This window comes from Pseudomonadota bacterium, assembly GCA_027624715.1.
Classification (GTDB): domain Bacteria; phylum Pseudomonadota; class Gammaproteobacteria; order Burkholderiales; family Eutrophovitaceae; genus Eutrophovita.
On the sequence record JAQBTV010000001.1, the window covers coordinates 217699 to 239050 of the forward strand.

The 21352-nt window shown below is 44.3% G+C and carries 22 protein-coding genes; 5 read left to right on the top strand and 17 right to left on the bottom strand.

From position 1 onward, the window contains the following. Positions 1-25: 25 nt before the first annotated feature. The 4 genes from rpoD to rpsU all read right to left on the bottom strand — a co-directional run bounded on the left by rpoD (position 26) and on the right by rpsU (position 4782). Positions 26-1981, bottom strand: a complete 1956-nt coding sequence (gene rpoD / locus O3A65_01140) for an RNA polymerase sigma factor RpoD (GenBank protein ID MDA1331065.1) — start codon at positions 1979-1981, stop codon at positions 26-28. A 102-nt stretch (positions 1982-2083) separates the two neighbouring features. Further along, on the bottom strand, positions 2084-3874 hold the full coding sequence (gene dnaG, locus O3A65_01145; protein MDA1331066.1) for a DNA primase: 1791 nt from the start codon (positions 3872-3874) through the stop codon (positions 2084-2086). 115 nt (positions 3875-3989) lie between these two features. Next, positions 3990-4433, bottom strand: a complete 444-nt coding sequence (locus O3A65_01150) for a GatB/YqeY domain-containing protein (GenBank protein MDA1331067.1) — start codon at positions 4431-4433, stop codon at positions 3990-3992. Between the two features lie 136 nt (positions 4434-4569). Then, on the bottom strand, positions 4570-4782 hold the full coding sequence (gene rpsU, locus O3A65_01155; GenBank protein MDA1331068.1) for a 30S ribosomal protein S21: 213 nt from the start codon (positions 4780-4782) through the stop codon (positions 4570-4572). Between the two features lie 106 nt (positions 4783-4888). Between rpsU and tsaD the strand changes: the two genes are divergently transcribed. Beyond that, positions 4889-5926, top strand: a complete 1038-nt coding sequence (gene tsaD / locus O3A65_01160; protein MDA1331069.1) for a tRNA (adenosine(37)-N6)-threonylcarbamoyltransferase complex transferase subunit TsaD — start codon at positions 4889-4891, stop codon at positions 5924-5926. Between the two features lie 88 nt (positions 5927-6014). Here tsaD and plsY read toward each other — a convergent pair whose 3' ends face one another. From plsY to ffh, 9 genes are all read right to left on the bottom strand, one after another. Continuing rightward, a complete protein-coding gene (gene plsY, locus O3A65_01165; protein MDA1331070.1) occupies positions 6015-6650 on the bottom strand; it encodes a glycerol-3-phosphate 1-O-acyltransferase PlsY in 636 nt (211 codons plus the stop codon). 4 nt (positions 6651-6654) lie between these two features. After that, positions 6655-7560, bottom strand: a complete 906-nt coding sequence (gene xerD / locus O3A65_01170; GenBank protein ID MDA1331071.1) for a site-specific tyrosine recombinase XerD — start codon at positions 7558-7560, stop codon at positions 6655-6657. A 4-nt stretch (positions 7561-7564) separates the two neighbouring features. Further along, positions 7565-8038: a methylated-DNA--[protein]-cysteine S-methyltransferase gene (locus O3A65_01175; protein MDA1331072.1), complete on the bottom strand. Its 474-nt coding sequence runs from the start codon at positions 8036-8038 to the stop codon at positions 7565-7567. Between the two features lie 135 nt (positions 8039-8173). Further along, on the bottom strand, positions 8174-8554 hold the full coding sequence (gene rplS / locus O3A65_01180; protein ID MDA1331073.1) for a 50S ribosomal protein L19: 381 nt from the start codon (positions 8552-8554) through the stop codon (positions 8174-8176). A gap of 96 nt (positions 8555-8650) precedes the next feature. Further along, on the bottom strand, positions 8651-9364 hold the full coding sequence (trmD, locus tag O3A65_01185; GenBank protein ID MDA1331074.1) for a tRNA (guanosine(37)-N1)-methyltransferase TrmD: 714 nt from the start codon (positions 9362-9364) through the stop codon (positions 8651-8653). 21 nt (positions 9365-9385) lie between these two features. Further along, a complete protein-coding gene (gene rimM, locus O3A65_01190; GenBank protein ID MDA1331075.1) occupies positions 9386-9868 on the bottom strand; it encodes a ribosome maturation factor RimM in 483 nt (160 codons plus the stop codon). A 13-nt stretch (positions 9869-9881) separates the two neighbouring features. Further along, positions 9882-10136: a 30S ribosomal protein S16 gene (rpsP, locus tag O3A65_01195; protein MDA1331076.1), complete on the bottom strand. Its 255-nt coding sequence runs from the start codon at positions 10134-10136 to the stop codon at positions 9882-9884. Between the two features lie 124 nt (positions 10137-10260). Then, positions 10261-11025, bottom strand: coding sequence for a DUF3530 domain-containing protein (locus tag O3A65_01200; GenBank protein ID MDA1331077.1), 765 nt, complete (start codon positions 11023-11025; stop codon positions 10261-10263). A gap of 62 nt (positions 11026-11087) precedes the next feature. After that, entirely contained in the window at positions 11088-12428 is a 1341-nt protein-coding gene (ffh, locus tag O3A65_01205; protein MDA1331078.1) for a signal recognition particle protein, read from the bottom strand. Positions 12429-12502: 74 nt separating this feature from the next. Between ffh and ccsA the strand changes: the two genes are divergently transcribed. From ccsA to yacG, 4 genes are all read left to right on the top strand, one after another. Further along, positions 12503-13336 carry a cytochrome c biogenesis protein CcsA gene (ccsA, locus tag O3A65_01210; protein ID MDA1331079.1) on the top strand — a complete coding sequence of 278 codons (834 nt, stop codon included), beginning with the start codon at positions 12503-12505 and terminating at the stop codon, positions 13334-13336. Positions 13337-13406: 70 nt separating this feature from the next. Further along, entirely contained in the window at positions 13407-14681 is a 1275-nt protein-coding gene (locus O3A65_01215; GenBank protein MDA1331080.1) for a CNNM domain-containing protein, read from the top strand. Further along, on the top strand, positions 14681-15295 hold the full coding sequence (coaE, locus tag O3A65_01220; protein MDA1331081.1) for a dephospho-CoA kinase: 615 nt from the start codon (positions 14681-14683) through the stop codon (positions 15293-15295). The genes O3A65_01215 and coaE overlap by 1 nt, the downstream gene beginning before the upstream one ends. A gap of 22 nt (positions 15296-15317) precedes the next feature. Then, positions 15318-15494, top strand: a complete 177-nt coding sequence (gene yacG / locus O3A65_01225) for a DNA gyrase inhibitor YacG (GenBank protein ID MDA1331082.1) — start codon at positions 15318-15320, stop codon at positions 15492-15494. A gap of 4 nt (positions 15495-15498) precedes the next feature. Here yacG and O3A65_01230 read toward each other — a convergent pair whose 3' ends face one another. From O3A65_01230 to secA, 4 genes are read right to left on the bottom strand one after another with little or no spacing between them, the layout of a single operon-like run. Continuing rightward, positions 15499-16422, bottom strand: coding sequence for a Nudix family hydrolase (locus O3A65_01230; protein MDA1331083.1), 924 nt, complete (start codon positions 16420-16422; stop codon positions 15499-15501). A gap of 5 nt (positions 16423-16427) precedes the next feature. Next, positions 16428-17321, bottom strand: a complete 894-nt coding sequence (locus O3A65_01235; protein ID MDA1331084.1) for an ATP-binding protein — start codon at positions 17319-17321, stop codon at positions 16428-16430. A gap of 2 nt (positions 17322-17323) precedes the next feature. Continuing rightward, positions 17324-18553, bottom strand: coding sequence for a bifunctional glutamate N-acetyltransferase/amino-acid acetyltransferase ArgJ (gene argJ / locus O3A65_01240; protein ID MDA1331085.1), 1230 nt, complete (start codon positions 18551-18553; stop codon positions 17324-17326). Between the two features lie 6 nt (positions 18554-18559). Beyond that, positions 18560-21232 carry a preprotein translocase subunit SecA gene (secA, locus tag O3A65_01245; GenBank protein ID MDA1331086.1) on the bottom strand — a complete coding sequence of 891 codons (2673 nt, stop codon included), beginning with the start codon at positions 21230-21232 and terminating at the stop codon, positions 18560-18562. Between the last annotated feature and the right edge of the window lie 120 nt (positions 21233-21352).

Genomic DNA, 21352 nt, shown 5'->3' on the forward strand with positions numbered 1-21352 from the left:
CAAACTTTAAGAGGTGACTCTCTCACTAACCATTATCACCGTCTGTAAAACTCTTTAATCGCTCAGAACGTGACGGATGACGGAGTTTTCTTAGCGCCTTCGCCTCAATTTGTCTGATCCGTTCTCGAGTCACATCAAACTGCTTACCGACATCTTCCAGAGTATGATCAGTAGACATTTCAATACCGAAACGCATACGCAAAACCTTCGCCTCTCGAGAAGTCAGTGTATCGAGAACTTCCGAAGTCGCGTTCTTTAAACTCGTATACACAGCCGCATCCATTGGGGCCAAGGTGCTCATGTCCTCGATAAAATCACCCAAATGCGAATCTTCGTCATCTCCAATAGGAGTTTCCATCGAAATTGGCTCTTTCGATATTTTAAGAATTTTTCGAATTTTATCCTCAGGCATTTCCATTTTTTCTGCAAGCGTAGCGGGATCTGGCTCCAGGCCCGTCTCTTGAAGAATCTGCCTTGAAATACGATTCATTTTGTTGATCGTCTCAATCATATGAACCGGGATACGGATCGTTCGAGCCTGATCCGCAATAGATCGAGTGATCGCCTGACGAATCCACCACGTCGCGTAAGTTGAAAACTTGTATCCTCGTCGATACTCGAATTTGTCCACTGCTTTCATCAAGCCAATGTTACCCTCTTGAATTAGATCCAAGAACTGTAGCCCGCGATTTGTATACTTCTTGGCAATCGATATCACGAGCCTCAAATTAGCCTCAGTCATCTCTCTCTTTGCGCGTCGTGACTTCGCTTCCCCTGTCGACATTTTCTTATTAATTTCTCTAAGCGCCGCTAGAGAAATGCCTATGTAACATTGAATGTTCGCAAGATTTTTTTGGCACTCAAGAATATCAGGAGCTAAGCGCACTAAAGTCTCGACATACGGCTTACGCACCGCCATTTCTCGCTCTATCCACTTAGGATCAACTTCATGCCCTGGAAAGGTTTTAATAAATCGGAGCTTTGGCATGCCTGCTTTATCAACGGCCAGGTCCATGATATTTCGCTCTTGTGTGCGGACCTCGTGCACTACAGATTTTACAGCATCACACATAGTCTCAATATGCTTCGCAGCGAAGCGGATGTACAAAAGCTCGTCTGATATATCAGACTGGTGTTTAAGGTAAGCCGTTGAGGTTGCACCACCCCGCGCCAGCGCTCTCATCATCTTTGTGTTTAATGCTCTAACCCTTGAAAAACGTTCCAATGACTCATGACGCAGCGTTTCTAAGTTGGCTGCCTGAATAGCCGCTAGTGCCTCTTCATCTTCCTCCTCATCGTCCTCACCGTCACCATCATCATCGTGGTCGGCATTTAAAGACGCTGAAACATCGGCACTGCTGTCTTCTTCGTCCTCCTCATTAGCTAAGGCATGTGGATCAATCAAGCCATCTACGACCTCATCAATCTTGACTTCACCATTCTCAATTTTCTCTGCAAGCTCAAGCAATTGAGTAATCGTCATTGGACAAGCCGAAATCGCTTGAACCATATGCCTTAACCCTTCCTCAATACGCTTTGCGATTTCTATTTCACCCTCCCGAGTCAGTAGCTCAACAGTTCCCATCTCGCGCATGTACATGCGAACCGGGTCAGTCGTGCGACCGAACTCTGAATCAACTGTTGACAGCACTTGCTCTGCCTCTGCTACCGCGTCTTCATCAGCGACTGGCGGAGCATTCTCGTTTAGAAGTAGCGCTTCCGAGTCCGGAGCCTCATCATAAACTTGGATACCCATATCATGAATCATACTGACGATCGTTTCAATTTGATCCGTCTGCAACATCTCATCAGGTAGATGGTCATTAATCTCGGCGTATGTCAAAAACCCTCGTTCTTTACCTTGAACGATTAAAGTCTTTAACCGCGTACGCCGAATTTCAGGATCTAAGGGCTGCTGACTTTCAGCTTGTTTATTTTTTTTCTTTCTGCCTCGTTTTTTTGAAAGGGAGTCACTCACCATACAGTCTAGCCTCTAAGTAACAATCGTAGGAAATCTATCCAGCCAGCGCATTAAGAACTGCGCTTTGTAGCTAACCCATAAGTATATCGTGTTTTTCTCAATTCAGTCTGATTTCGAGTCTATTTTTGAATTCGTTAAACTTCTATAACGGGCTTTATCTTCCTCAGTAAGACTCGAAGGTGTTCTGTTTAATAATAATTCCTTTTGTAAATTCAAACGGGCCAAATGGCTCAATTGATCCCACGCTTGGGCGTACTCCTCTTTCACAAGATTGAAATCAATGCTCCCTTGCTGATATCGGGTGTGTGCCAAACTCGAGCCTTTAAGCACTGCTCCCTCAAAAGCAGAACCCCGGAAACGCTCTATTATCTGGCTCTGATTCAACTGTTCTATAGCCAACCTCAACAACTCAGCCAGCAAATCAAATTCTGAAGCAGCGAACCGTTGTTGTAAGCTTGGACGCACATCAAGTAAGTGCGCGCTATCCGTGCCACGAGCCAACTCCGGGAAAACAAGTAACATCTCAATTAAGTGTTTTAGTACGGATGGCGCACTCGTTGCACGCGACCAGACAGCCCCTTGCGTATCGGGGACTCTTCGAAATGATTTGTACGTTTGTGCTTGAGGCACATCACCTAAATCTGGAGCCGTTAGGCCAGTCAACGCTGACACTCTTTCAATCAATAACTTTCGGATCATTGGCGCTTTCACTTGAGCCACGACAGGCTTAAATAAAGACGCCAATCTCGATTTACCTTCTACGGAATCTAAATTCCCTGACTGACGAGTTAAGTCATTGATTAAAAAATCCGACATCGGAGTAGCCTCAACAATGTAGCGCTCAAAAACTTCGCGACCCTGTGACCTCACAAAACTGTCTGGATCCTCACCCTCTGGAAGGAAAAGAAACGATACTTTGCTTCCATCTTCTACCTGACCGAGACTACTTTCCAACGCTCTTAATGCAGCCTTGCGCCCAGCCAAATCACCATCGAAACAAAATATCAAATCTGAACACTGTTTAAGGAGTCTTCCAACTTGAAATTCCGTCACCGCAGTGCCTAAAGTCGCGACCGAGTAAGTGATTCCGCTTTGATGAAGAGCCACAACATCCATATAGCCTTCAACCACCACAATACGCCTTTCCTGCCTGATCGAATGTCGTGATTCCCAGAATCCGTAAACCTCTTTTCCTTTATGAAAAAAAGGAGTCTCAGGAGAGTTAAGGTATTTAGGTTCTCCCTTGTCAATTACACGTCCCCCAAAAGCAATAATACGACCCCGAAAATCCCTAATTGGGAAAATAATCCTGTCTCGGAAACGATCATAACGACGCCCATCCTTCTCATTAACAAGACCAGCCTCCAGCAGTGTAGTGGAGTCATCATAGTCTGGGAATGCACGCTTAAGCTCTTGCCAATCTTCGCTCGCATAACCCACTAAAAATTTAGCCGCAACACCGCCATCAATGCCTCTTGCCTTTAGATACTTAATAGCATCGGGAGCGTCTTTAAGGCATCGTTTGTAGTGACTTGCCGCTCTACTTGTCGACAAAAAATACTCCTGGGGGTCTTTTCTCTGCTCGTCGTTTTCATTTCGCTGATCTCTAGGCACCGTCATACCCACACGCGCAGCGAGATTTTCAACCGCATCAATAAAACCTAAGCCCTGCTGCTCCATGAGAAAAGATATTGCCGATCCGTGCGCACCACACCCAAAACAATGATAAAACTGCTTTTGTTGGCTCACGGTGAAAGAAGGCGTTTTTTCTTCGTGGAAAGGACAACAAGCTGACAAGTTCGCTCCACTTCGTTTTAGCGGCACGAATTTCTCTACAACGTCAACAATATCAACGCGGTTCAACAGTTCATCAATGAAAGTTTGTGGGATCATATGCGCCAAACTATCACGTAATTAGCATATACGGTTACTCAAATTCTCTTCACTCAGCACGGATTGAGGCTAGACAACGACACCACCCTCAACCAGAGGTATATCAGCCTTTCGGCTATGAGAGTGCTTCCTTCACAAGGGCCGAGATTACCGAAAAATCAGCCTTACCAGCCAATTCGGACTTCAGTAGTGCCATCACCTTACCCATGTCTTTAGGCCCATTGGCATTCGCATTCACAATAGCGACCCCAACTGCGGCGCTCATCTCCTCCACGCTGAGCTGCTGGGGTAAGTATGTCATCAAAATATCAAGCTCGGCTTGCTCCCGGTCAGCCAGTTCTCGTCTATTCGCCTCCTGGTAAATGCATATAGACTCTTTACGTTGTTTGATCATTTTTTCAAGAATCGCGATCACCTCCCCGTCATTCAGATCAACCCTGCGATCAATTTCTTGTTGCTTTAATGCAGCCATAAGCAGTCTGAGCGTAGAGAGTTGAATTTCACTTCTGGCTTTCATTGCACTTCGAATATTTTGTTCAATTTTTGATTTCAGATTCATTAGATTCTCTCCCCAAATTCACTCAATACAAAAAAACCTTAATCTCCAACACGACTCGAGCTCTTGTCCCCACAAATAAAAACGGTGCACGCTCAGCGATGCACCGTTTCAAATTACCGCTGAAGATGAACTGTTGCTAAAACATCTTTGGAGGCAACATCTGACTACGAATTCTTTTGTGATGTCGCTTGACTGCCGATGCATGTTTACGCTTTCGCTCAGCGGTCGGCTTTTCGTAGAACTCTCTCGCACGCAGCTCAGTTAATAAACCGGTCTTTTCAACGGTTCTCTTGAACCGCCTTATCGCCACCTCAAATGGCTCATTCTCTTTAAGTCGTACAATTGGCATAGATAAATATTTAATCTGTATAGTTGCGCTGGTTTTCCAGCGAAGGGGCGTGAGTGTACCAAAGTTTTCCCCTAATATGCAAATAACTAAAGAATAGGATGTCGCAGTGACCACGAAACCAAAGTTAGTGCTTGGAATTGAAACTTCGTGCGATGAAACCGGCGTAGCACTTTATCACACGATAGAAGGCTTAAAAGGACACAAATTGTATTCGCAAGCGCAACTCCATGCGAAGTACGGAGGCGTCGTCCCAGAGCTAGCCTCTCGAGACCATGTGCGCAAGTTACTCCCACTAATCAAGGATCTACTTGACGAGACAAATACCAAATTAAACTCAATTGATTTAATAGCTTATACAAGAGGCCCAGGACTTTCAGGCGCATTGCTTGTGGGCAGCACCGTCGGGAACGCCTTAGGTTATGCGCTCAAAAAACCGGTTATTGGAGTGCATCATCTCGAGGCGCACTTACTATCACCTCTGCTGAGCAACCCTGAGCTTGAGTTCCCGTTTGTAGCCTTACTGGTCTCTGGGGGCCACACTCAGATCATTCAAGTCGACGGTATTGGTAATTATGTCATTCAGGGTGACACACGGGATGACGCTGCCGGTGAGGCTTTTGATAAGACAGCGAAGATCATTGGCTTGCCTTACCCTGGTGGCGCCTTACTCTCAAAGCTTGCAGAGACTGGTGATGCCTTTAAATATCCATTACCCAAACCCATGCTCAATAGACCCGATCTCGACTGCGATTTCAGCTTCAGCGGCCTCAAAACAGCAGTCGCACAACTAGTCCACAAATTGGATGCGAGAAAAGTCATGGCATCCAGTACCCTAAGAGCGGACATCGCAGCAAGTTTTCAAGAATCAGTCACCGAAGTACTGACACAGAAATGCTGTCGGGCACTCCGACGGAACAAATCGAAATCTCTAGTAATTGCGGGAGGCGTCTGTGCCAACAATGAGTTACGTAGAAAAGTAAACCAGCAAGCAAAAGAACAGGACTTTAAGGTGTACTATCCGCCTGTTGAATTTTGCACGGATAACGGCGCGATGGTCGCCCTGGTTGGGGCTTTAAAAATTTCGGAAGGCATTTCGGGTCCAAATCCATTTGACATCAAACCACGCTGGCCACTGAGCGTTTAATTGCGGGTCCAAATCCATTTGACATCAAACCACGCTGGCCACTGAGCGTTTAGTTAAATTTTCTCAATCTACTTGATCAAAATATTTTTTAACAAGAGTTTTTCTCCTTCTTTCCGATTTTTGACTCGGTACCATGTAATAAGTTAACAATATTTTTCTTGTGCCTCAAAATTAATATTACGCTCACAACGCTGGTGAGCGCGGTTAATTCTAAGTTATCCAGATGCCAAAAAATAATTACTGGAGCCATAAACGTCGCGCAAATTGCAGCCAGAGAAGAGTACCGAAACATAACGGAAACGATTAACCAAATCAAAAATACAGCACAACCAATCTGAAGATCTAGAGCAAGCAACCCTCCAGCTGCTGTTGCAACCCCCTTACCACCCTTGAACGCATGAAACAAAGGGAAAATATGACCGAAAAGAACTCCGATCAGTGCAAAACCCACTGCCCATTCGTGTCCTGACCAAACAGTGTCCGATATGATCCATAATGGTAAATACAGAACCGCAAAAAAACCTTTGGTACCATCACCAAGCAAAGTAAGCAAAGCTGCTACTTTATTTCCAGTGCGAAGTACGTTGGTTGCCCCTGGATTCTCAGAGCCATAACTATAGGGGCTGGGAAGTGACATCAGCTTGCTGACGACAACCGCAAAAGAAACGGAGCCGGTTAAATAGCTTGCTAAGATCAAACCAATCAATGAGATTTCAAATAACACAACCTCAACCTCTCGGATGGTGCTCTTGGTGCAAGTTCTTAAGCCTCTCACGCGCAACATGGGTATAAATCTGTGTCGTCGACACATCGGAGTGCCCCAACAAAAGCTGCACTGACCTCAAGTCAGCACCATGATTAAGTAAATGCGTTGCAAAAGCGTGTCTTAATGTGTGCGGTGATACCTTTTTTCGGATACCAGATACGAGCGCATACTTTTGGATTAAATTCCAAAAAGCTTGACGCGACATAGCGGATCCACGATTCGTGACAAAAACGTCGTCGGACAAGCGTCCAGCCAAAAGAGCGGGACGCCCCTCCTGAAAATAACGAGCAATCCAGTCAGAGGCTTGCTCGCCCAGAGGCACAACCCTCTCTTTCGCTCCCTTACCCATCACGCGAACAACTCCATCTGATAAGTTAACTTGATTCATTTTTAGTGGCACCAATTCCGACACTCTTAAACCACTGCCATAGAGCGTCTCAAGCATTGCGCGATCTCGCAAACCAATCTTCGTTTTGGCATCAGGAGACTCTATCAATCGACTGACTTCGTCCTCAATTAATATCGAGGGCAGGCCTTTTGATATTTTTGGAGCCTCAATGTTAAAGGTTGGATCAACCCTAAGCTTTCCTTCTCTTAATAAAAATTGATAAAAACGCTTGAATACAGACAAACATCGTGCAGTAGTCCGAGATTTTTTTCGGCAGTCAAAGCAATAAGCGAGATATCCCAAGATGTGCGCATTTGTAACTTTTAACAAGTCAGTGACGTTTTGTGTCTCCTTAAGCCATCGCGTAAACATACACAAATCTCGCCGATAGCTGGACAAAGTATTCTTAGATAGTCCATCCTCTAACCACAAAGAATCACAAAAATAGTCAATTGTTTGAATGTTGCCTCCGAAATTCATTGAATTATCGTGCAGCTTTGGCCTCATGAGTGAGTAACCAGTATTTTACCTTCAGTGCGAAACTTCCGGTTGAATGCATAAAACCGCCTATTCCGTTTCGGGCCACGACCCGGTGGCACGCAATCACTAGAGGGAACGGATTATCGCCGCAGGCACGGCCCACCGCTCGCGCAGAGGAATTTATTGATACGGCGATTTCACCATACGTTTTGGTTTCTCCAGCTGGAATCTTTGCAATTTGATCCCAAACTCGCTTTCGATAACTTGAACCTTGCATATTTAGTGGCAAATCGAATGTAAAACTTGGATCGATCAGATAGGCATTAATTTGCTTCATAACCTCAACAGACAACTTGTTAGAATGAGCCTGAAACCCTTTCTCATGGGCGCAGTAATCAATCCTAATAACTAAATCGTTTGTGGTTAACACACTGATGTAGCCAAAAGGTGCTCGAATGTACAATTGGGCAACAGACATATCAGTTAGCACTCAAGTTGAGTCACAAACCCGTCAGATTAGTTTTTACCGATTCAAGAAGGCCGAGGGCTAGAAACAAAAATGGCAACTATTAATAGCCGCCATTTTATTCTTATGCACGAACCGAAACAAAGCTTAACCTTCTACTGCAGCCTTTTTCCTCTGTGGCAGTTTTTCTTTAATTCGCGCAGATTTACCTGAACGATCTCTGAGGTAATACAATTTAGCGCGCCGTACACCACCACGACGCTTCACTTCAATACTCGCAATTAAAGGCGAATATGATTGAAATGTTCTCTCAACACCAACGCCCGAAGAGATTTTTCTCACAGTGAATGAGGAATTTAAACCGCGGTTTTTTTTCGCGATGACAACACCCTCATATGCTTGAACACGCTTTCGCTCACCCTCGACCACGTTCACGTTAACAACTACAGTGTCCCCGGCAGAAAAGTCTGGGATCGTTACACCCAGCCGCTCAATTTCTTCTTTTTCTAGTTGCTCTATTAAATTCATAACTGTTACCCCTTAGCTTACGATTATATCTTGATATCCAAACAGAAGGCAATTAGACAGCAAGTCTTTATTCATTTTGAATCTATACATTCAGGGTTACTGCTTACTTGGATCCTCTGTCTTCAAAAGATCTGGACGCTTCAGACGCGTACGTACTAGAGATTGCTCCTGCCTCCATCGCCTGATTTCATCATGATGCCCGCTTAAAAGTACTTCCGGGACGCGCGTCCCATTAAACACCTCTGGCCTAGTGTATTGAGGGTACTCAAGCATGCCCGAGGAATGGCTTTCATCAACAGCCGACTCAGAATGGTTCAGTACGCCAGGAAGCAAGCGAATAACGGCATCTAAAAGGACCATTGCAGGGAGTTCTCCTCCCGACAAAACGTAGTTTCCAATAGACACCTCAAGATCAACACTGCCTTCGATAACTCGCTCATCGACTCCCTCATACCGGCCTGACAACAAGACAAGACCATCAAAAGTCGAGATCTCCTTGACCAATTCTTGAGTTAACACCCGCCCCTGAGGAGAAAGATAAATCGTTGTGCTTGACTGAATCCCCGTACTCAATTGGCGACACTTAGCTGTATGAATAGCTTTAACTAATGGGCTCGGCGTTAAAATCATGCCGGCACCACCACCATAAGGCCGATCGTCAACTGTTCGTCGCGGATCATCAGTAAATTCTCTTGGATTCCAGCACACAAGATCGTAAACGCCCCTGCTTTCCCCGCGACCGGTAACCCCGTTGCGAGTTAACGCAGAAAACATCTCGGGAAATAGTGTGATCACGTCGAAGCGTTTCATGATTTGTAAATATTTAAAAAGTTAATAGTCTAGCTCCCAGTCAACGGCGAGGATCCTATTCCCGGTATCGATCCGCTCAATAACGTGGTCTATCCACGGGATGAGCCGTTCTTCTTTACCGTCTTTCAACACAATCACTGGCTGAGCGCCAGAATCAAACAAATGATCAATGACCCCAAGGTCCTCACCCTTGGTATTAATAACAGAGAATCCGACTAACTCGTGCCAGTAGTATTCTTCCTCCGGTAGCTCGGGCAATTGATCGCGCCGTACCCCGAACTCTGAACTCCTTAATTTTGTTACCTGTTCTCTATCTTCAAATCCTACAAACTTCACGATCAACCCTTGATGCTGAACACGGGAATCTTCTACTTCAACACACACCCACTCGGACTCGACGTGGACCCACCATTGTGAATATTCACATAAAGAATGAGGAGATGCGGCATAGGACTGAACTCTAAGCCAGCCTTTAACGCCATACGGAGCCAACAACCGGCCCATGAAAATCAAGCCTTCAGGCTGATTTTTTTCCGCCAAGCTGCTTAACTAGACGCGCTGCTGTATCTGATAACTGGGCGCCTTTGCCTTGCCAAAAAGTGAGTCTATCAACATCAATACGAAGACCTTCCACCCCTTCAGGGGCTAGAGGATCATAAAAACCCACTCGTTCAAGATAACGTCCGTCACGGGGTTTCCTCGAGTCTGCTACGACCATATTGTAGAACGGGCGACACTTGCTTCCACTCCTTGATAATCTAATTACAACCATTTGGTATCCGTAAAGTCTAGGTTAACGTGATAATCGAATTTAATTCAGCCGAGTAGTTTACGCTTTTTTAACCGAAAAACGCAACTGTATCTACGCCCTGCTGTTTTTACAACAGCAATTATGATCAATTACTATAAATTGAATCGAGGAATTGTGCAATTTCTGACACAAGGGTTTCTTCACGACGCTCAAAAAAATGCAATGCATTTTGAATGATTACCTGCGTGGAACCTGGGACCTTTACGATTTGTTGTTTTCGTTCATAACCCCCAACTACTGTAACTTCCCAATCGTCCGACGCAAACACATCCATAACGGGTATCTTAATTCTGAACATTTCTTGTAACCCATTAAGAATACTGATAAATACCCATGAATTCACTAGTGTTTCGTCTACCGTGATCAGATAGTGGTTAGCCATGGTAGCCCCAAGGCTATGCGAGACAATGGAAATATTATCGAAACCTTTCTCATTAAGAAATTGAGCAGCCAAATCAAACCGATGAAATGCCTCGGGATAAGTCGGGAGATAGTCACCGACCTTTGCGCCTCCACCAAGGATAGGCATTTGAATCGACAGCGTGCTGTAGCCAGATTCAGCTAACAAAACGCGCAGCATGCCATACAACTCAAAATCAGGATTCCACCCTCTTCCGTGCGCTATGATCACCGCACCCTTGGGATTTTCAGCTTCAGTATAAATGCCTAAAAATTTATGTTCGTTGGACTGCTCTATCCAAACGGGATTACCCACTATAATCGAGGGAATAATTTGATCCGCCCAATTTTTCTCTCGCTCGTAATCAGAATACGCGGTGTACTCAATGGCCGCCAAAGCAGTCACTGGTGAGAAAGATAATACAATCAATATTTTAATAATGTGCAACATGAAATATTTCGTTTTCCTTCCCTATAAGAAGTTATAAAAATAGCATTAACCACCAGTTATCTTCAACCCATTGAGCCCGTCATTCCAGAAAGCATACGCTTAAGCCCTCCAGACTTACCCATTAGCTTCATCATCTTTTGCATTTGTCCAAATTGGTTTAATAATTTATTGACTTCTTGCACTGTCACACCGGCCCCTTTCGCGATGCGACGCTTTCTTGAAGCCTTAAGAACCTCTGGACGACGTCGCTCGACTACCGTCATAGAATCAATCATGCCAACGGTTCGACGAGTAACTTTCTCATCTAGTGAAGCCCCTTGGGCAACCTGAGAGAACTTTGTAGGGAGTTTTTCTAGAATCTTTTCCATACCACCCATATTTTGCATTTGCTGCATCTGTAACTTAAAGTCCTCCAAATCAAAGCTTTTCCCTGATTTAAGTTTCTTAGCAAACTTAGCTGTCTCTTTATCATCTAACGCTCTTTTGGCATCATCCACTAAAGATAGAATGTCGCCCATCCCCAAAATGCGAGTCGCAATTCGTTCTGGAAAAAAAGGTTCTAAACCTGTCATTTTTTCACCAGTACCAATGAATTTAATAGGCTGCCCCGTCACCTTCTTCACTGACAGCGCAGCTCCGCCTCGCGAGTCGCCATCCATCTTGGTAAGGATAACGCCCGTTAGCGCTAGGTTCTCCGCAAACGTGCGTGCAACATTAACCGCGTCCTGACCCTGCATGGCATCAACAACGAACAACGTCTCAACAGGATTTAACGTGTCGCTAAGTAGCTTAATTTCATTCATCATTCCCTGATCAATCGATAGACGGCCCGCCGTATCGACAAGAAGAACATCGTAAAAACTTTTTTTAGCTACCTCGAGTGCTGCAGTAGCAAGATCAATCGCAGATTTATCAACTTGGGGTGGATAAGCATCAACACCCACTTGTTTAGCGATGACCATCAATTGAGCTTGAGCCGCTGGCCGCCGTACGTCACAACTCACCATCAGAACGCGTTTTTTCTCCTTTGAGAGTTTCAACGCTAACTTACCGCAAGTTGTGGTTTTACCCGCCCCCTGAAGACCCGCCATTAAAATAATGACGGGACGTTGTGCAGCAAATGAGAGTTCCGAGTTGTGACTTCCCATTAATGCTGTTAGCTCATCCTTAACGACCCCAATCAGCGCTTGACCAGGGGTAAGGCTACCCAACACCTCTTGCCCCTCCGCTTTTACCTTGACGTCTTCGATAAACTGCTTAACAATTGAGAGTGCTACGTCTGCTTCTAATAAAGCAATACGTACTTCTCGCAGAGCATCCTTAATATTAGCGTCTGTGAGCCTGGCTTGGCCCCTGACGGTCTTGATGACCCTAGATAGGCGATCCGTTAATGTATCCAGCATATGCTTTTAAAATTCTTTAAAGGTAAGCCTAATAAAATTTAGACTTATATTCTGTTACGATCTGAATTAAAACTATGCGCGCAATTCTACTTCATCTTGCCACGACCCTTACTTACGCATCATTGTCGCTTATCATTTGGCAACAATTACGGGCGCCTTCAGTAGAGAGTCTGAAGTGGGCCAAGGTGAAACCTTGGGTCAACTTCTTGACTCTTATCCCTATTGGATTACACATCGCCTTAACCTATCACTACTCTCTAGGATTTAACGGTCTCCACTTGGGACTAGGAAACTTTACCTCTCTCATTGTCGCGACAACCTGCCTCATTTATGCAAGTCATAGTTTGTGGGCGGGGGAAAACTCCTTGCCTGCGCTCTCATTGCCGTTTGGAGCGATCGCCTCTTTGCTGCCGCTACTCGATGGGGCATCAGTACAAATACCCCACTCTGAATTATCAATATTCAAAATCCACTTAATGTTATCGGTTGTTGCGTATAGCCTACTATCGGTATCCTTAATTCACACGCTCATGATGAGCTACCTCGAAAAAAGCTTACATCAGCACAAATTTTCACCATTGATCGAAAATTTACCACCACTATTGAAACTCGAGACTCTCTTATTCACGATATTGCTTCTTGGCTTCTTAACTTTGTCAGCCGCCCTAGTTAGCGGCATTTTCATTTCTTTGGAAATTCAGTCAACAATACTGCCCATAAACCATAAAACAATTTTTAGTATTGCGTCATGGCTACTTTTTGCATCACTTCTGATCGGTCGACACCTGCTTGGCTGGAGAGGGAAAGTCGCGCGAAAGATTTTAGTTATTGGTTTCCTACTCTTGATTATTGCTTACTTCGGTTCACGCTTCGTATCTGAAATTATTTTACAAAACCCGCAATATTAAGCAACGCAAGCAACTGTCGGGGTTCTTTAGATCTCAAATACAACAGCACATTTAAATTAAGGCGAAGAATATGGAAGACATTTCCATTCAAACACTCATCATTTTATTTTTGATTCTCATCGTTGTTTCGGCATTCTTCTCAATATCCGAGATAAGCATGATGGCGCTAAACAAATACCAACTAAGACACCTCGCCAAAAACAAACATCGGGGCGCAAAAAGAACCCTCAATCTCTTAAGCCAAACTGATCGATTATTAGGCTCAATTCTGCTAGGGAATAATCTAGCCAATACAGCAGCAGCCGCTTCAGTTACCGCTATCACTTTTAAGCTACTCGGAGAAAGTGAATTATCGTTAACCATTGCAACTCTCATTGTCACATTTGTATTGCTCATCTTTGCCGAAATTACCCCAAAAATCATTGGGGCCAGCTTCCCAGAAAAAATTGCTTTCCCGGCTAGTTATATTCTGGAACCTCTAATGCGATTAATGCATCCCTTTGTATCGGTCGCCAACAGCATTGTGAGGGTGATTTTTTGGGCTCTACGCATCAAGCCCGTATCAGGAGGCCAAGCATCACAATTAAGCCAAGAGGAGCTACGCACACTTATCCTAGAGGGCGGCAACTACTTACCCCAAAAACATCAAAGCATGCTCGCTAATTTGTTCGATTTACAAGCCATAACAGTTGAAGACCTGATGGTTCCCAGGAACAAAATTGAGGCTATAAACTTAGCCGCACAAATCACTGACATTCAGACAGAAATCATTACTGCTAATCACACCCGTTTGCCAGTTTTTAGAGAAAATCCTGACGAAATTATTGGCATCATTCATATTCGTAAATTATTAAACGTATCTGAAGATAATCAAGTCACCATGGAGTCTATTGAACAAGTCATGAAGGCGCCTTACTACATCCCAAAAGATACGAATCTGCTTACTCAACTTCAAAACTTTCAGGAATGTCATGAAAGAATGGCCTACGTTGTAGACGAGTATGGGAACTTAATGGGGTTGATTACAATTGAGGATATCATCGAAGAAATCGTAGGTGAGTTCACCACACGATCCCCTTTATCCACAACATCAGCTAAAAAAATGATGGATGGTAGTTTAATAATAGATGGAGCTGTGACACTTCGCGACTTAAATCGAGACTTTAATTTAAATTTTCCAATCGACGGAGCGAAAACATTGAATGGCCTAATACTAGACCACCTCCAGCAAATACCCGAAACTGGAATTTCAATTCAAATCTCGGGCCACAATTTGGAGATCCTGCAAACGAAAGATAAGTTTATCAAATCGGTAAAACTTGTATCAAGCAAAGCAGTAGATTAATGCTTGAACGGCTAATCATCGGACTAACGGGTGGAATTGGCTCTGGAAAAAGTGCTGTATCAGATGGCTTCGAGCGTTTGGGTATCGAGGTCATAGACACCGACAAAATATCCCACCAACTGACTATGACTGACACGGACGCTCTGCAGACCATTGCAGATCATTTCGGTGCCAATATCATCCAAGACAGAGTGCTCAATAGAAAAAAACTTAGGGAGATTATTTTTAGTGATAAAGCTGCACGATCGCATTTAGAACAAATTCTTCACCCCAGAATCCGACAAAAGGTCGAAGGCGCTCTTTCCAAAGCTAGTGGGCCATACATCATTATAGTGGTGCCGTTGCTTGTTGAAAAAGGTCAATATACCTTCATCAATCGTGTTTTGGTCGTGGATTGTGAAGAGTCGGTTCAGATTGAACGGGTTAAGAAACGAAGTAGCCTGACTGACGTTGAGGTTAATACCATCATACGCACTCAGGCAACTCGACAAGCAAGGTTAGCATTAGCGGATGACATCATCACTAACAACGATGACCTATCTTCGCTCCTCAAACAAGTTCAAGTCATGCATGAAAAATATATTCAACTTTCATCGGGATCAGGAAGTAGTTGAGATTAGAGAAATATATATGGAGATGAAAAAAACTATAGTTAATTGTCCGCACTGTGGCAATTCGGTCATTTGGCAAAACGAATCACGGTTCCGTCCTTTTTGCTCGAAGCGATGTAAGCTGATTGACACTGGGAACTGGGCAATGGAGAAATATAGCGTTGCTGCAGAAGACAAACTAAGCAATGACGAATCCGATTGAATGACTACCAAGCCCCTCGGACCATCGAAATGCCTGCGGCCCCATGAATCCAGGCGTTATGTAGGTCCTCTTTGGACAACCCACCCAAAGCGTATATGGGTGTCTTTACCTCCTCAATCAAGGAATTTAAGAGATTCCACCCAATGGGCCTCACATGCGGGTGAGAAGCAGTAACTTTAATTGGGCTAAGTACAGCAAAATCAAGCCCTAAAGCATCTACCCGAACTAGATCTTCCTTCGAGTGACAAGAGGCTGCGCACAAAGCGAATTGAGGACGATAAGTTATCGATTTTAGTTGTTCCGAATTCAAGTGAACGCCATCAGCACCGACTCTATCGGCGATATCAAAATGAGTATTAACTAACACCTTACTTCCACTTGGGCGACAAACACTCAACACCTCTTTGGTGAAAGCCTCCAAATCAGCAGATGACAAACTTTTCTCGCGTACTTGAATTAACTGAGGTGATTTTTGTACAGCCTGCAACAGAAGCTGGAAAAAATTTGCTTCACCCAATTCTGACAAATTAGTTATCAAGTAATAATCAGGCAAGCGAAGAGATTTTAAAATTGTAATGTTAGGGCCTAACACCGGTGTGACCCTGATTGAACCAGGTCCTTGCCAATGCAGATCCTGATCCTCTAGCGATCTGACTTCTCCCGACCAATGCGTGACTTTGAAAAACTCAATGTTTACATCTGCATGCGTATATCGGAATGTCTTTGTAATCCAGGGATGAAATGCCTTGGGAACAATTCCGAGCTCTTCCTTTAACTCCCGTATTAAAGCATCAGACGCTCGTTCGTTTTCTTCGACCTTACCTCCGGGAAATTCCCAAAACCCCTCATATACCTTACCCATCGGTCGTCGTGCCAGCAAAAAATGCCCATTAGCATCAAAGAGAATCCCCGCCACCACGTGGATCATCTTGCTCACCGAGTACGCTTGGATTTAATATCTCGCAGTTTCCTAGCGCCAACTTCATTCTTCGCAAAATGATAAGCCACTCTACCACTCCGCGACCCGCGCTCTAGAGCCCACTGTAGAGATCGCCTAATCACGCCCTCATCTACATCAAAAGCTCCCAAAGACAATTTTTTTATCCAATAACTGGCGATTGTTACATACTCGTCTTGAGTGAAAGCGTCGAAATGAACCCATAAACCGAAACGTTCTGAGAGCGATATTTTTTCTTCAACATTTTCGCCAGCGTGAATTTCTTCACCCTTATAGGTTGACTCCAAGTTTTCAGTCATATACTCAGGCAAAAGATGCCTGCGATTGGATGTCGCATAGATCAAAATATTTTCCGAACTAGTCGCAATCGATCCATCGAGTGCAACTTTAAGGGTTTTATAAGCGCCGTCATCAGCACTAAACGAAAGGTCATCACAAAAAATAACAAAACGATACGGCTGACTCGATATCAAATCAATAATTTGAGGTAACTCATACAAATCAGCCTTATCTACCTCAATAAGCCTTAACGTTTTTTCTGAGTACTTATTGAGTAAGGCTTTAATCAACGAGGACTTACCTGTACCTTTTGAGCCAGTTAAAAGTACATTATTAGCGGGCAACCCGGCGAGAAACTGACGAGTATTCATGTCAACCAGTTTTATTTGCTCGTCGATCGCAGATAAGTCCCGCACGTTTATATGATCGGGAATGGCTACCGGCTGTAAAAATCCTCGCCCGCCATAACAACGCCAACGGCTCGCAACAACTTTTCTCCAATCTGGATTTTCCAGTCGTATGGGCAGGTACGACTCAATTCGATCAAGCAATGATTCTACCCGCTCCAACAACTTCGCCCAGTCAGCCATGCTTAGCTCCTGTATTCAGCGTTGATCTTAATATAGTCATGCGATAGATCACAGGTCCAAATAATTCCTGAATCTTTCCCACGACCCAAGCTTATCGTCACGACAATCTCATCTGACTCCATGAATGGCTTTACGTCGACTTCTCGATAACTAGGCGCAGACTCACCATTCTTTGCAACCAGAACATCGCCAATCCACATATCAATTTTTGAAACGTCCAAATCCCTCACACGGGCGGCACCAATGGCAGACATAATTCGTCCTAAATTGGCATCTGATGCATAAAAAGCTGTTTTGACTAATGGAGAATTAGCAACTGAAAATCCGACTTCACGCGCTTCGGATATAGACTGGCAATCTTTCAATCTGATTTCTATAAATTTTGTTGCTCCTTCTCCATCGAGAACAATTTTTTTAGCTAGATCTTCACAAACAGACGTGATTTCATCCCTAATTTTTACAAACGCAGGATTGTCTGCTGAGGTGATCTTAAGACCATCACAAGCACCTGTCGCGATCAACATAAAACTGTCATTTGTCGATGTATCTCCATCAACGCTAATACAATTAAATGTCCGGTCATTCGCATAACGCACGATTTCATCTAGACACTTATCTGACACATGCGCATCGGTTGCCACAAAAGCAAGCATGGTCGCCATATTAGGCTTGATCATGCCAGAGCCCTTAGCCATTCCTGTCACGTTGATTGATTGCTCCTCGATTTGAAAACTTCTTGAAGATATTTTAGGCACCAAATCAGTCGTCAAAATACCTTGAGAGGCTTCTTCCCAACCCATCGTCATCTGGGTCTCCAAACATCTAGGCAATCCCGCAATTATTTTATCCACAGGCAATCGCTCCATGATCACCCCAGTCGAAAAAGGAAGGACTGAATCGGGGTCAACCTTTAGTAGCTGCGCTAACTCACGACAAATATTTTTCGCATCCTCAATCCCGCCTGCCCCAGTCCCTGCGTTAGCAACTCCAGTATTAATTACCATCGCCTTGATTGGCTTGCCTTGAGACAATCGTTGTCTACATACTTGGACTGGAGCTGCGCAAAAATTGTTTTGGGTAAATACTCCCGCAACGGTAGCGGTTTCTTTCAACAATAGCACCACCAAATCAAGACGGTCCTTCTTACGGATAGCCGCACTTGCTACGCCCAGAGTGAGCCCTTCGATAGCAAACACTTGACCGAAATTGTCCTTAGGTTGAATACTCGGCACGATCCATTACCCTAGCTGTCCATGACAATGTTTATATTTTTTTCCGGAATCACAAGGACAAGGATCATTGCGTCCAACCTTCTGTTGTGACCTAACAAACGTAGCAACCTTACTATTAACAGCTCGAGGCGGCTGATTCATTTCGCGCGTGGCCCCGTGGTTGTAAGCAACATCCGTTAATCTGGGTTGCTCTCCAGTAATATTTTCGACCTCTTCTACGCTACGAATTCGAACACTCATCAGCAACTTAGTCACCTCATTCCGTACAGTTTGCAATAGTAATGAGAACAGCTCAAACGCTTCACGTTTGTATTCTTGTTTAGGGTTTTTCTGGGCATAGCCACGAAGATGAATGCCTTGTCGAAGGTGATCTAGAGCAGCAAGATGATCACGCCAATGGGAGTCAATACTTTGCAACATCACAGATCGCTCATATTGTTGAACCGCTTCAGTGGGAGCATCAGCCATCTTTTCATCGTAAAATTTTTGTGCTCGAGCCTTAACCTCGTCGACAAGGTCTTGCACTTCTAGCGCAGTTGCCCGATCCATTAAGTTACCTAAATCAGACTCAAGCGTATATTCAGCGCGCAACGCCGCCTCTAGTCCCGGTACATTCCACTGCTCTTCCAGACTACCTTGTGGGACAAAACTATCTACCAAATCCTCTATTGCTCCATCTCGCATACCAGCGACCATATCGACTGTATCAATGGAATCTAGTAAAGCGTTCCTCTGCTCATAAATGACTTTTCGCTGCTCATTAGCAACATCATCAAACTCCAACAGTTGCTTCCTAATGTCAAAGTTTCTACCTTCAACTTTCCTTTGTGCGTTTTCGATCGCCTTAGTGACCCAAGGGTGCTCAATGGGCTCACCTTCAGGCAACTTCAATCGATCCATGATAGCGGCCACCCTGTCAGACGCAAATATCCTAAGAAGTGAATCTTCTAATGACAAATAAAACCGAGACGAACCTGCATCTCCCTGCCTACCTGAGCGTCCTCTTAACTGATTATCAATTCTTCGAGATTCATGCCGTTCTGTTCCAATGATATGAAGGCCACCAAGCGACAATACTTTGTCATGTCTCTCTTGCCATTCGCCATCTTGGTCGACATCGGTGGGCATTCCACCAAGCACAATATCCGTTCCACGACCAGCCATATTAGTCGCTATCGTGATCATTTTAGGACGACCAGCTTGAGCCACGACCTCTGCCTCTCGATCGTGCTGTTTCGCATTTAAAACCTGATGAGACAACCCTTCTTGATCCAATAAAGTGGAAATGAGCTCAGAGTTTTCTATCGAGGTTGTCCCTACGAGTACAGGTTGTCCGCGAGAATAACAATCTTTAATGTCATTCAAGACGGCGGTATACCGCTCCTTACTTGTCTTATAGATCTGATCCATCTTGTCTTCACGGATCATATCCCGATGAGTCGGGATGATGACCGTCTCAAGACCATATATTTGCTGAAACTCAAAGGCCTCCGTATCCGCAGTACCCGTCATCCCCGCCAACTTATCGTACATACGGAAGTAATTTTGAAAAGTTATCGAAGCGAGAGTCTGATTTTCCTTTTGAATATTAACTCCCTCTTTTGCCTCAACAGCCTGATGTAGCCCATCAGACCAACGTCTCCCCGCCATTAAACGACCGGTGAACTCGTCAACAATAACAATTTCCTGATTTTGAACAACATAATGCTGATTATTAAAAAATAAGTTATGCGCCCGTAGCGCAGCATATACATGATGAATTAAAGAAATATTTGATGGGTCATAGAGGCTTCCTTCATTGGTCAGCAGCCCTCCAGAAAGTAAAAATTTCTCAGCATTTTCATACCCTCGTTCGGTCAATACAACCTGATTAGATTTCTCGTCAACAGTAAAGTCTCCATCCTCTTCCTCCCCCTCTTGTGCGACTTTTTCGACTTTTTTTAACTTTGATGCGATTGAGTTTACTTTAAGATAGAGCTCTCTATTGTCATCAGCTTGGCCTGAAATAATCAGCGGTGTTCGCGCCTCATCAATCAATATCGAATCGACTTCGTCAACAATGGCGAACGACAAGTCCCTCTGAACTTTATCCGTCTTTTTAAAGACCATATTGTCTCGAAGGTAATCAAAGCCAAATTCGTTATTCGTACCGTAAGTTATATCTGCCGCATAGGCTAACTGTTTCTGCTCATGGTCCTGACCTGATAGATTAACGCCAACTGTCATACCGAGAAATTCAAAAACCTTACCCATCCAGCTGGCATCTCGATTAGCCAAATAATCATTAACAGTAATCACATGAACGGGCGAACCTGATAAGGCATTAAGATAGGCCGGTAACGTTGCTACTAATGTTTTGCCCTCACCAGTGCGCATTTCAGATATTTTCCCCTGATGAAGTGCTATTCCACCTAAGAGCTGAGCATCGAAGTGCCTCAATTCCAAAACACGCTTACTTGCCTCTCTAACAACAGCAAATGCATCAGGCAAAATGTCATCTAAGACTTCTCCCGAATCCAGACGCCGCTTAAACTCAAGCGTCTTGCTTTTGAGTTCCTCGTCAGAAAGAGCGGCCAACTCATCCTCAATTTCGTTTATCCGCCGAATTGTCTTTTGGTAAGTCTTCAATAATCGGTCGTTACGGCTACCGAATATCTTTTTGAGCACTTTAGAAATCATCAAAGTCGCCTTAGCGAAATAGTTTACTTAAACCTGTTAGTCTAACACGTGGTGCGGTATAACAATTAGATTCAAAGGATTTTAATCGGTCAAGGCTAACCTTACATATTGAACTTAATT

Excerpts from the sequence above, each read along its gene's own strand:
- rpoD (MDA1331065.1), bottom strand. The coding sequence starts at position 1,981 with ATGGTGAGTGACTCCCTTTCAAAAAAACGAGGCAGAAAGAAAAAAAAT.
- dnaG (MDA1331066.1), bottom strand. The coding sequence starts at position 3,874 with ATGATCCCACAAACTTTCATTGATGAACTGTTGAACCGCGTTGATATT.
- O3A65_01150 (MDA1331067.1), bottom strand. The coding sequence starts at position 4,433 with ATGAATCTGAAATCAAAAATTGAACAAAATATTCGAAGTGCAATGAAA.
- rpsU (MDA1331068.1), bottom strand. The coding sequence starts at position 4,782 with ATGCCAATTGTACGACTTAAAGAGAATGAGCCATTTGAGGTGGCGATA.
- xerD (MDA1331071.1), bottom strand. The coding sequence starts at position 7,560 with ATGAATTTCGGAGGCAACATTCAAACAATTGACTATTTTTGTGATTCT.
- O3A65_01175 (MDA1331072.1), bottom strand. The coding sequence starts at position 8,038 with ATGTCTGTTGCCCAATTGTACATTCGAGCACCTTTTGGCTACATCAGT.
- rplS (MDA1331073.1), bottom strand. The coding sequence starts at position 8,554 with ATGAATTTAATAGAGCAACTAGAAAAAGAAGAAATTGAGCGGCTGGGT.
- trmD (MDA1331074.1), bottom strand. The coding sequence starts at position 9,364 with ATGAAACGCTTCGACGTGATCACACTATTTCCCGAGATGTTTTCTGCG.
- rimM (MDA1331075.1), bottom strand. The coding sequence starts at position 9,868 with ATGGGCCGGTTGTTGGCTCCGTATGGCGTTAAAGGCTGGCTTAGAGTT.
- rpsP (MDA1331076.1), bottom strand. The coding sequence starts at position 10,136 with ATGGTTGTAATTAGATTATCAAGGAGTGGAAGCAAGTGTCGCCCGTTC.
- O3A65_01200 (MDA1331077.1), bottom strand. The coding sequence starts at position 11,025 with ATGTTGCACATTATTAAAATATTGATTGTATTATCTTTCTCACCAGTG.
- ffh (MDA1331078.1), bottom strand. The coding sequence starts at position 12,428 with ATGCTGGATACATTAACGGATCGCCTATCTAGGGTCATCAAGACCGTC.
- ccsA (MDA1331079.1), top strand. The coding sequence starts at position 12,503 with ATGCGCGCAATTCTACTTCATCTTGCCACGACCCTTACTTACGCATCA.
- O3A65_01215 (MDA1331080.1), top strand. The coding sequence starts at position 13,407 with ATGGAAGACATTTCCATTCAAACACTCATCATTTTATTTTTGATTCTC.
- coaE (MDA1331081.1), top strand. The coding sequence starts at position 14,681 with ATGCTTGAACGGCTAATCATCGGACTAACGGGTGGAATTGGCTCTGGA.
- yacG (MDA1331082.1), top strand. The coding sequence starts at position 15,318 with ATGAAAAAAACTATAGTTAATTGTCCGCACTGTGGCAATTCGGTCATT.
- O3A65_01230 (MDA1331083.1), bottom strand. The coding sequence starts at position 16,422 with ATGATCCACGTGGTGGCGGGGATTCTCTTTGATGCTAATGGGCATTTT.
- O3A65_01235 (MDA1331084.1), bottom strand. The coding sequence starts at position 17,321 with ATGGCTGACTGGGCGAAGTTGTTGGAGCGGGTAGAATCATTGCTTGAT.
- secA (MDA1331086.1), bottom strand. The coding sequence starts at position 21,232 with ATGATTTCTAAAGTGCTCAAAAAGATATTCGGTAGCCGTAACGACCGA.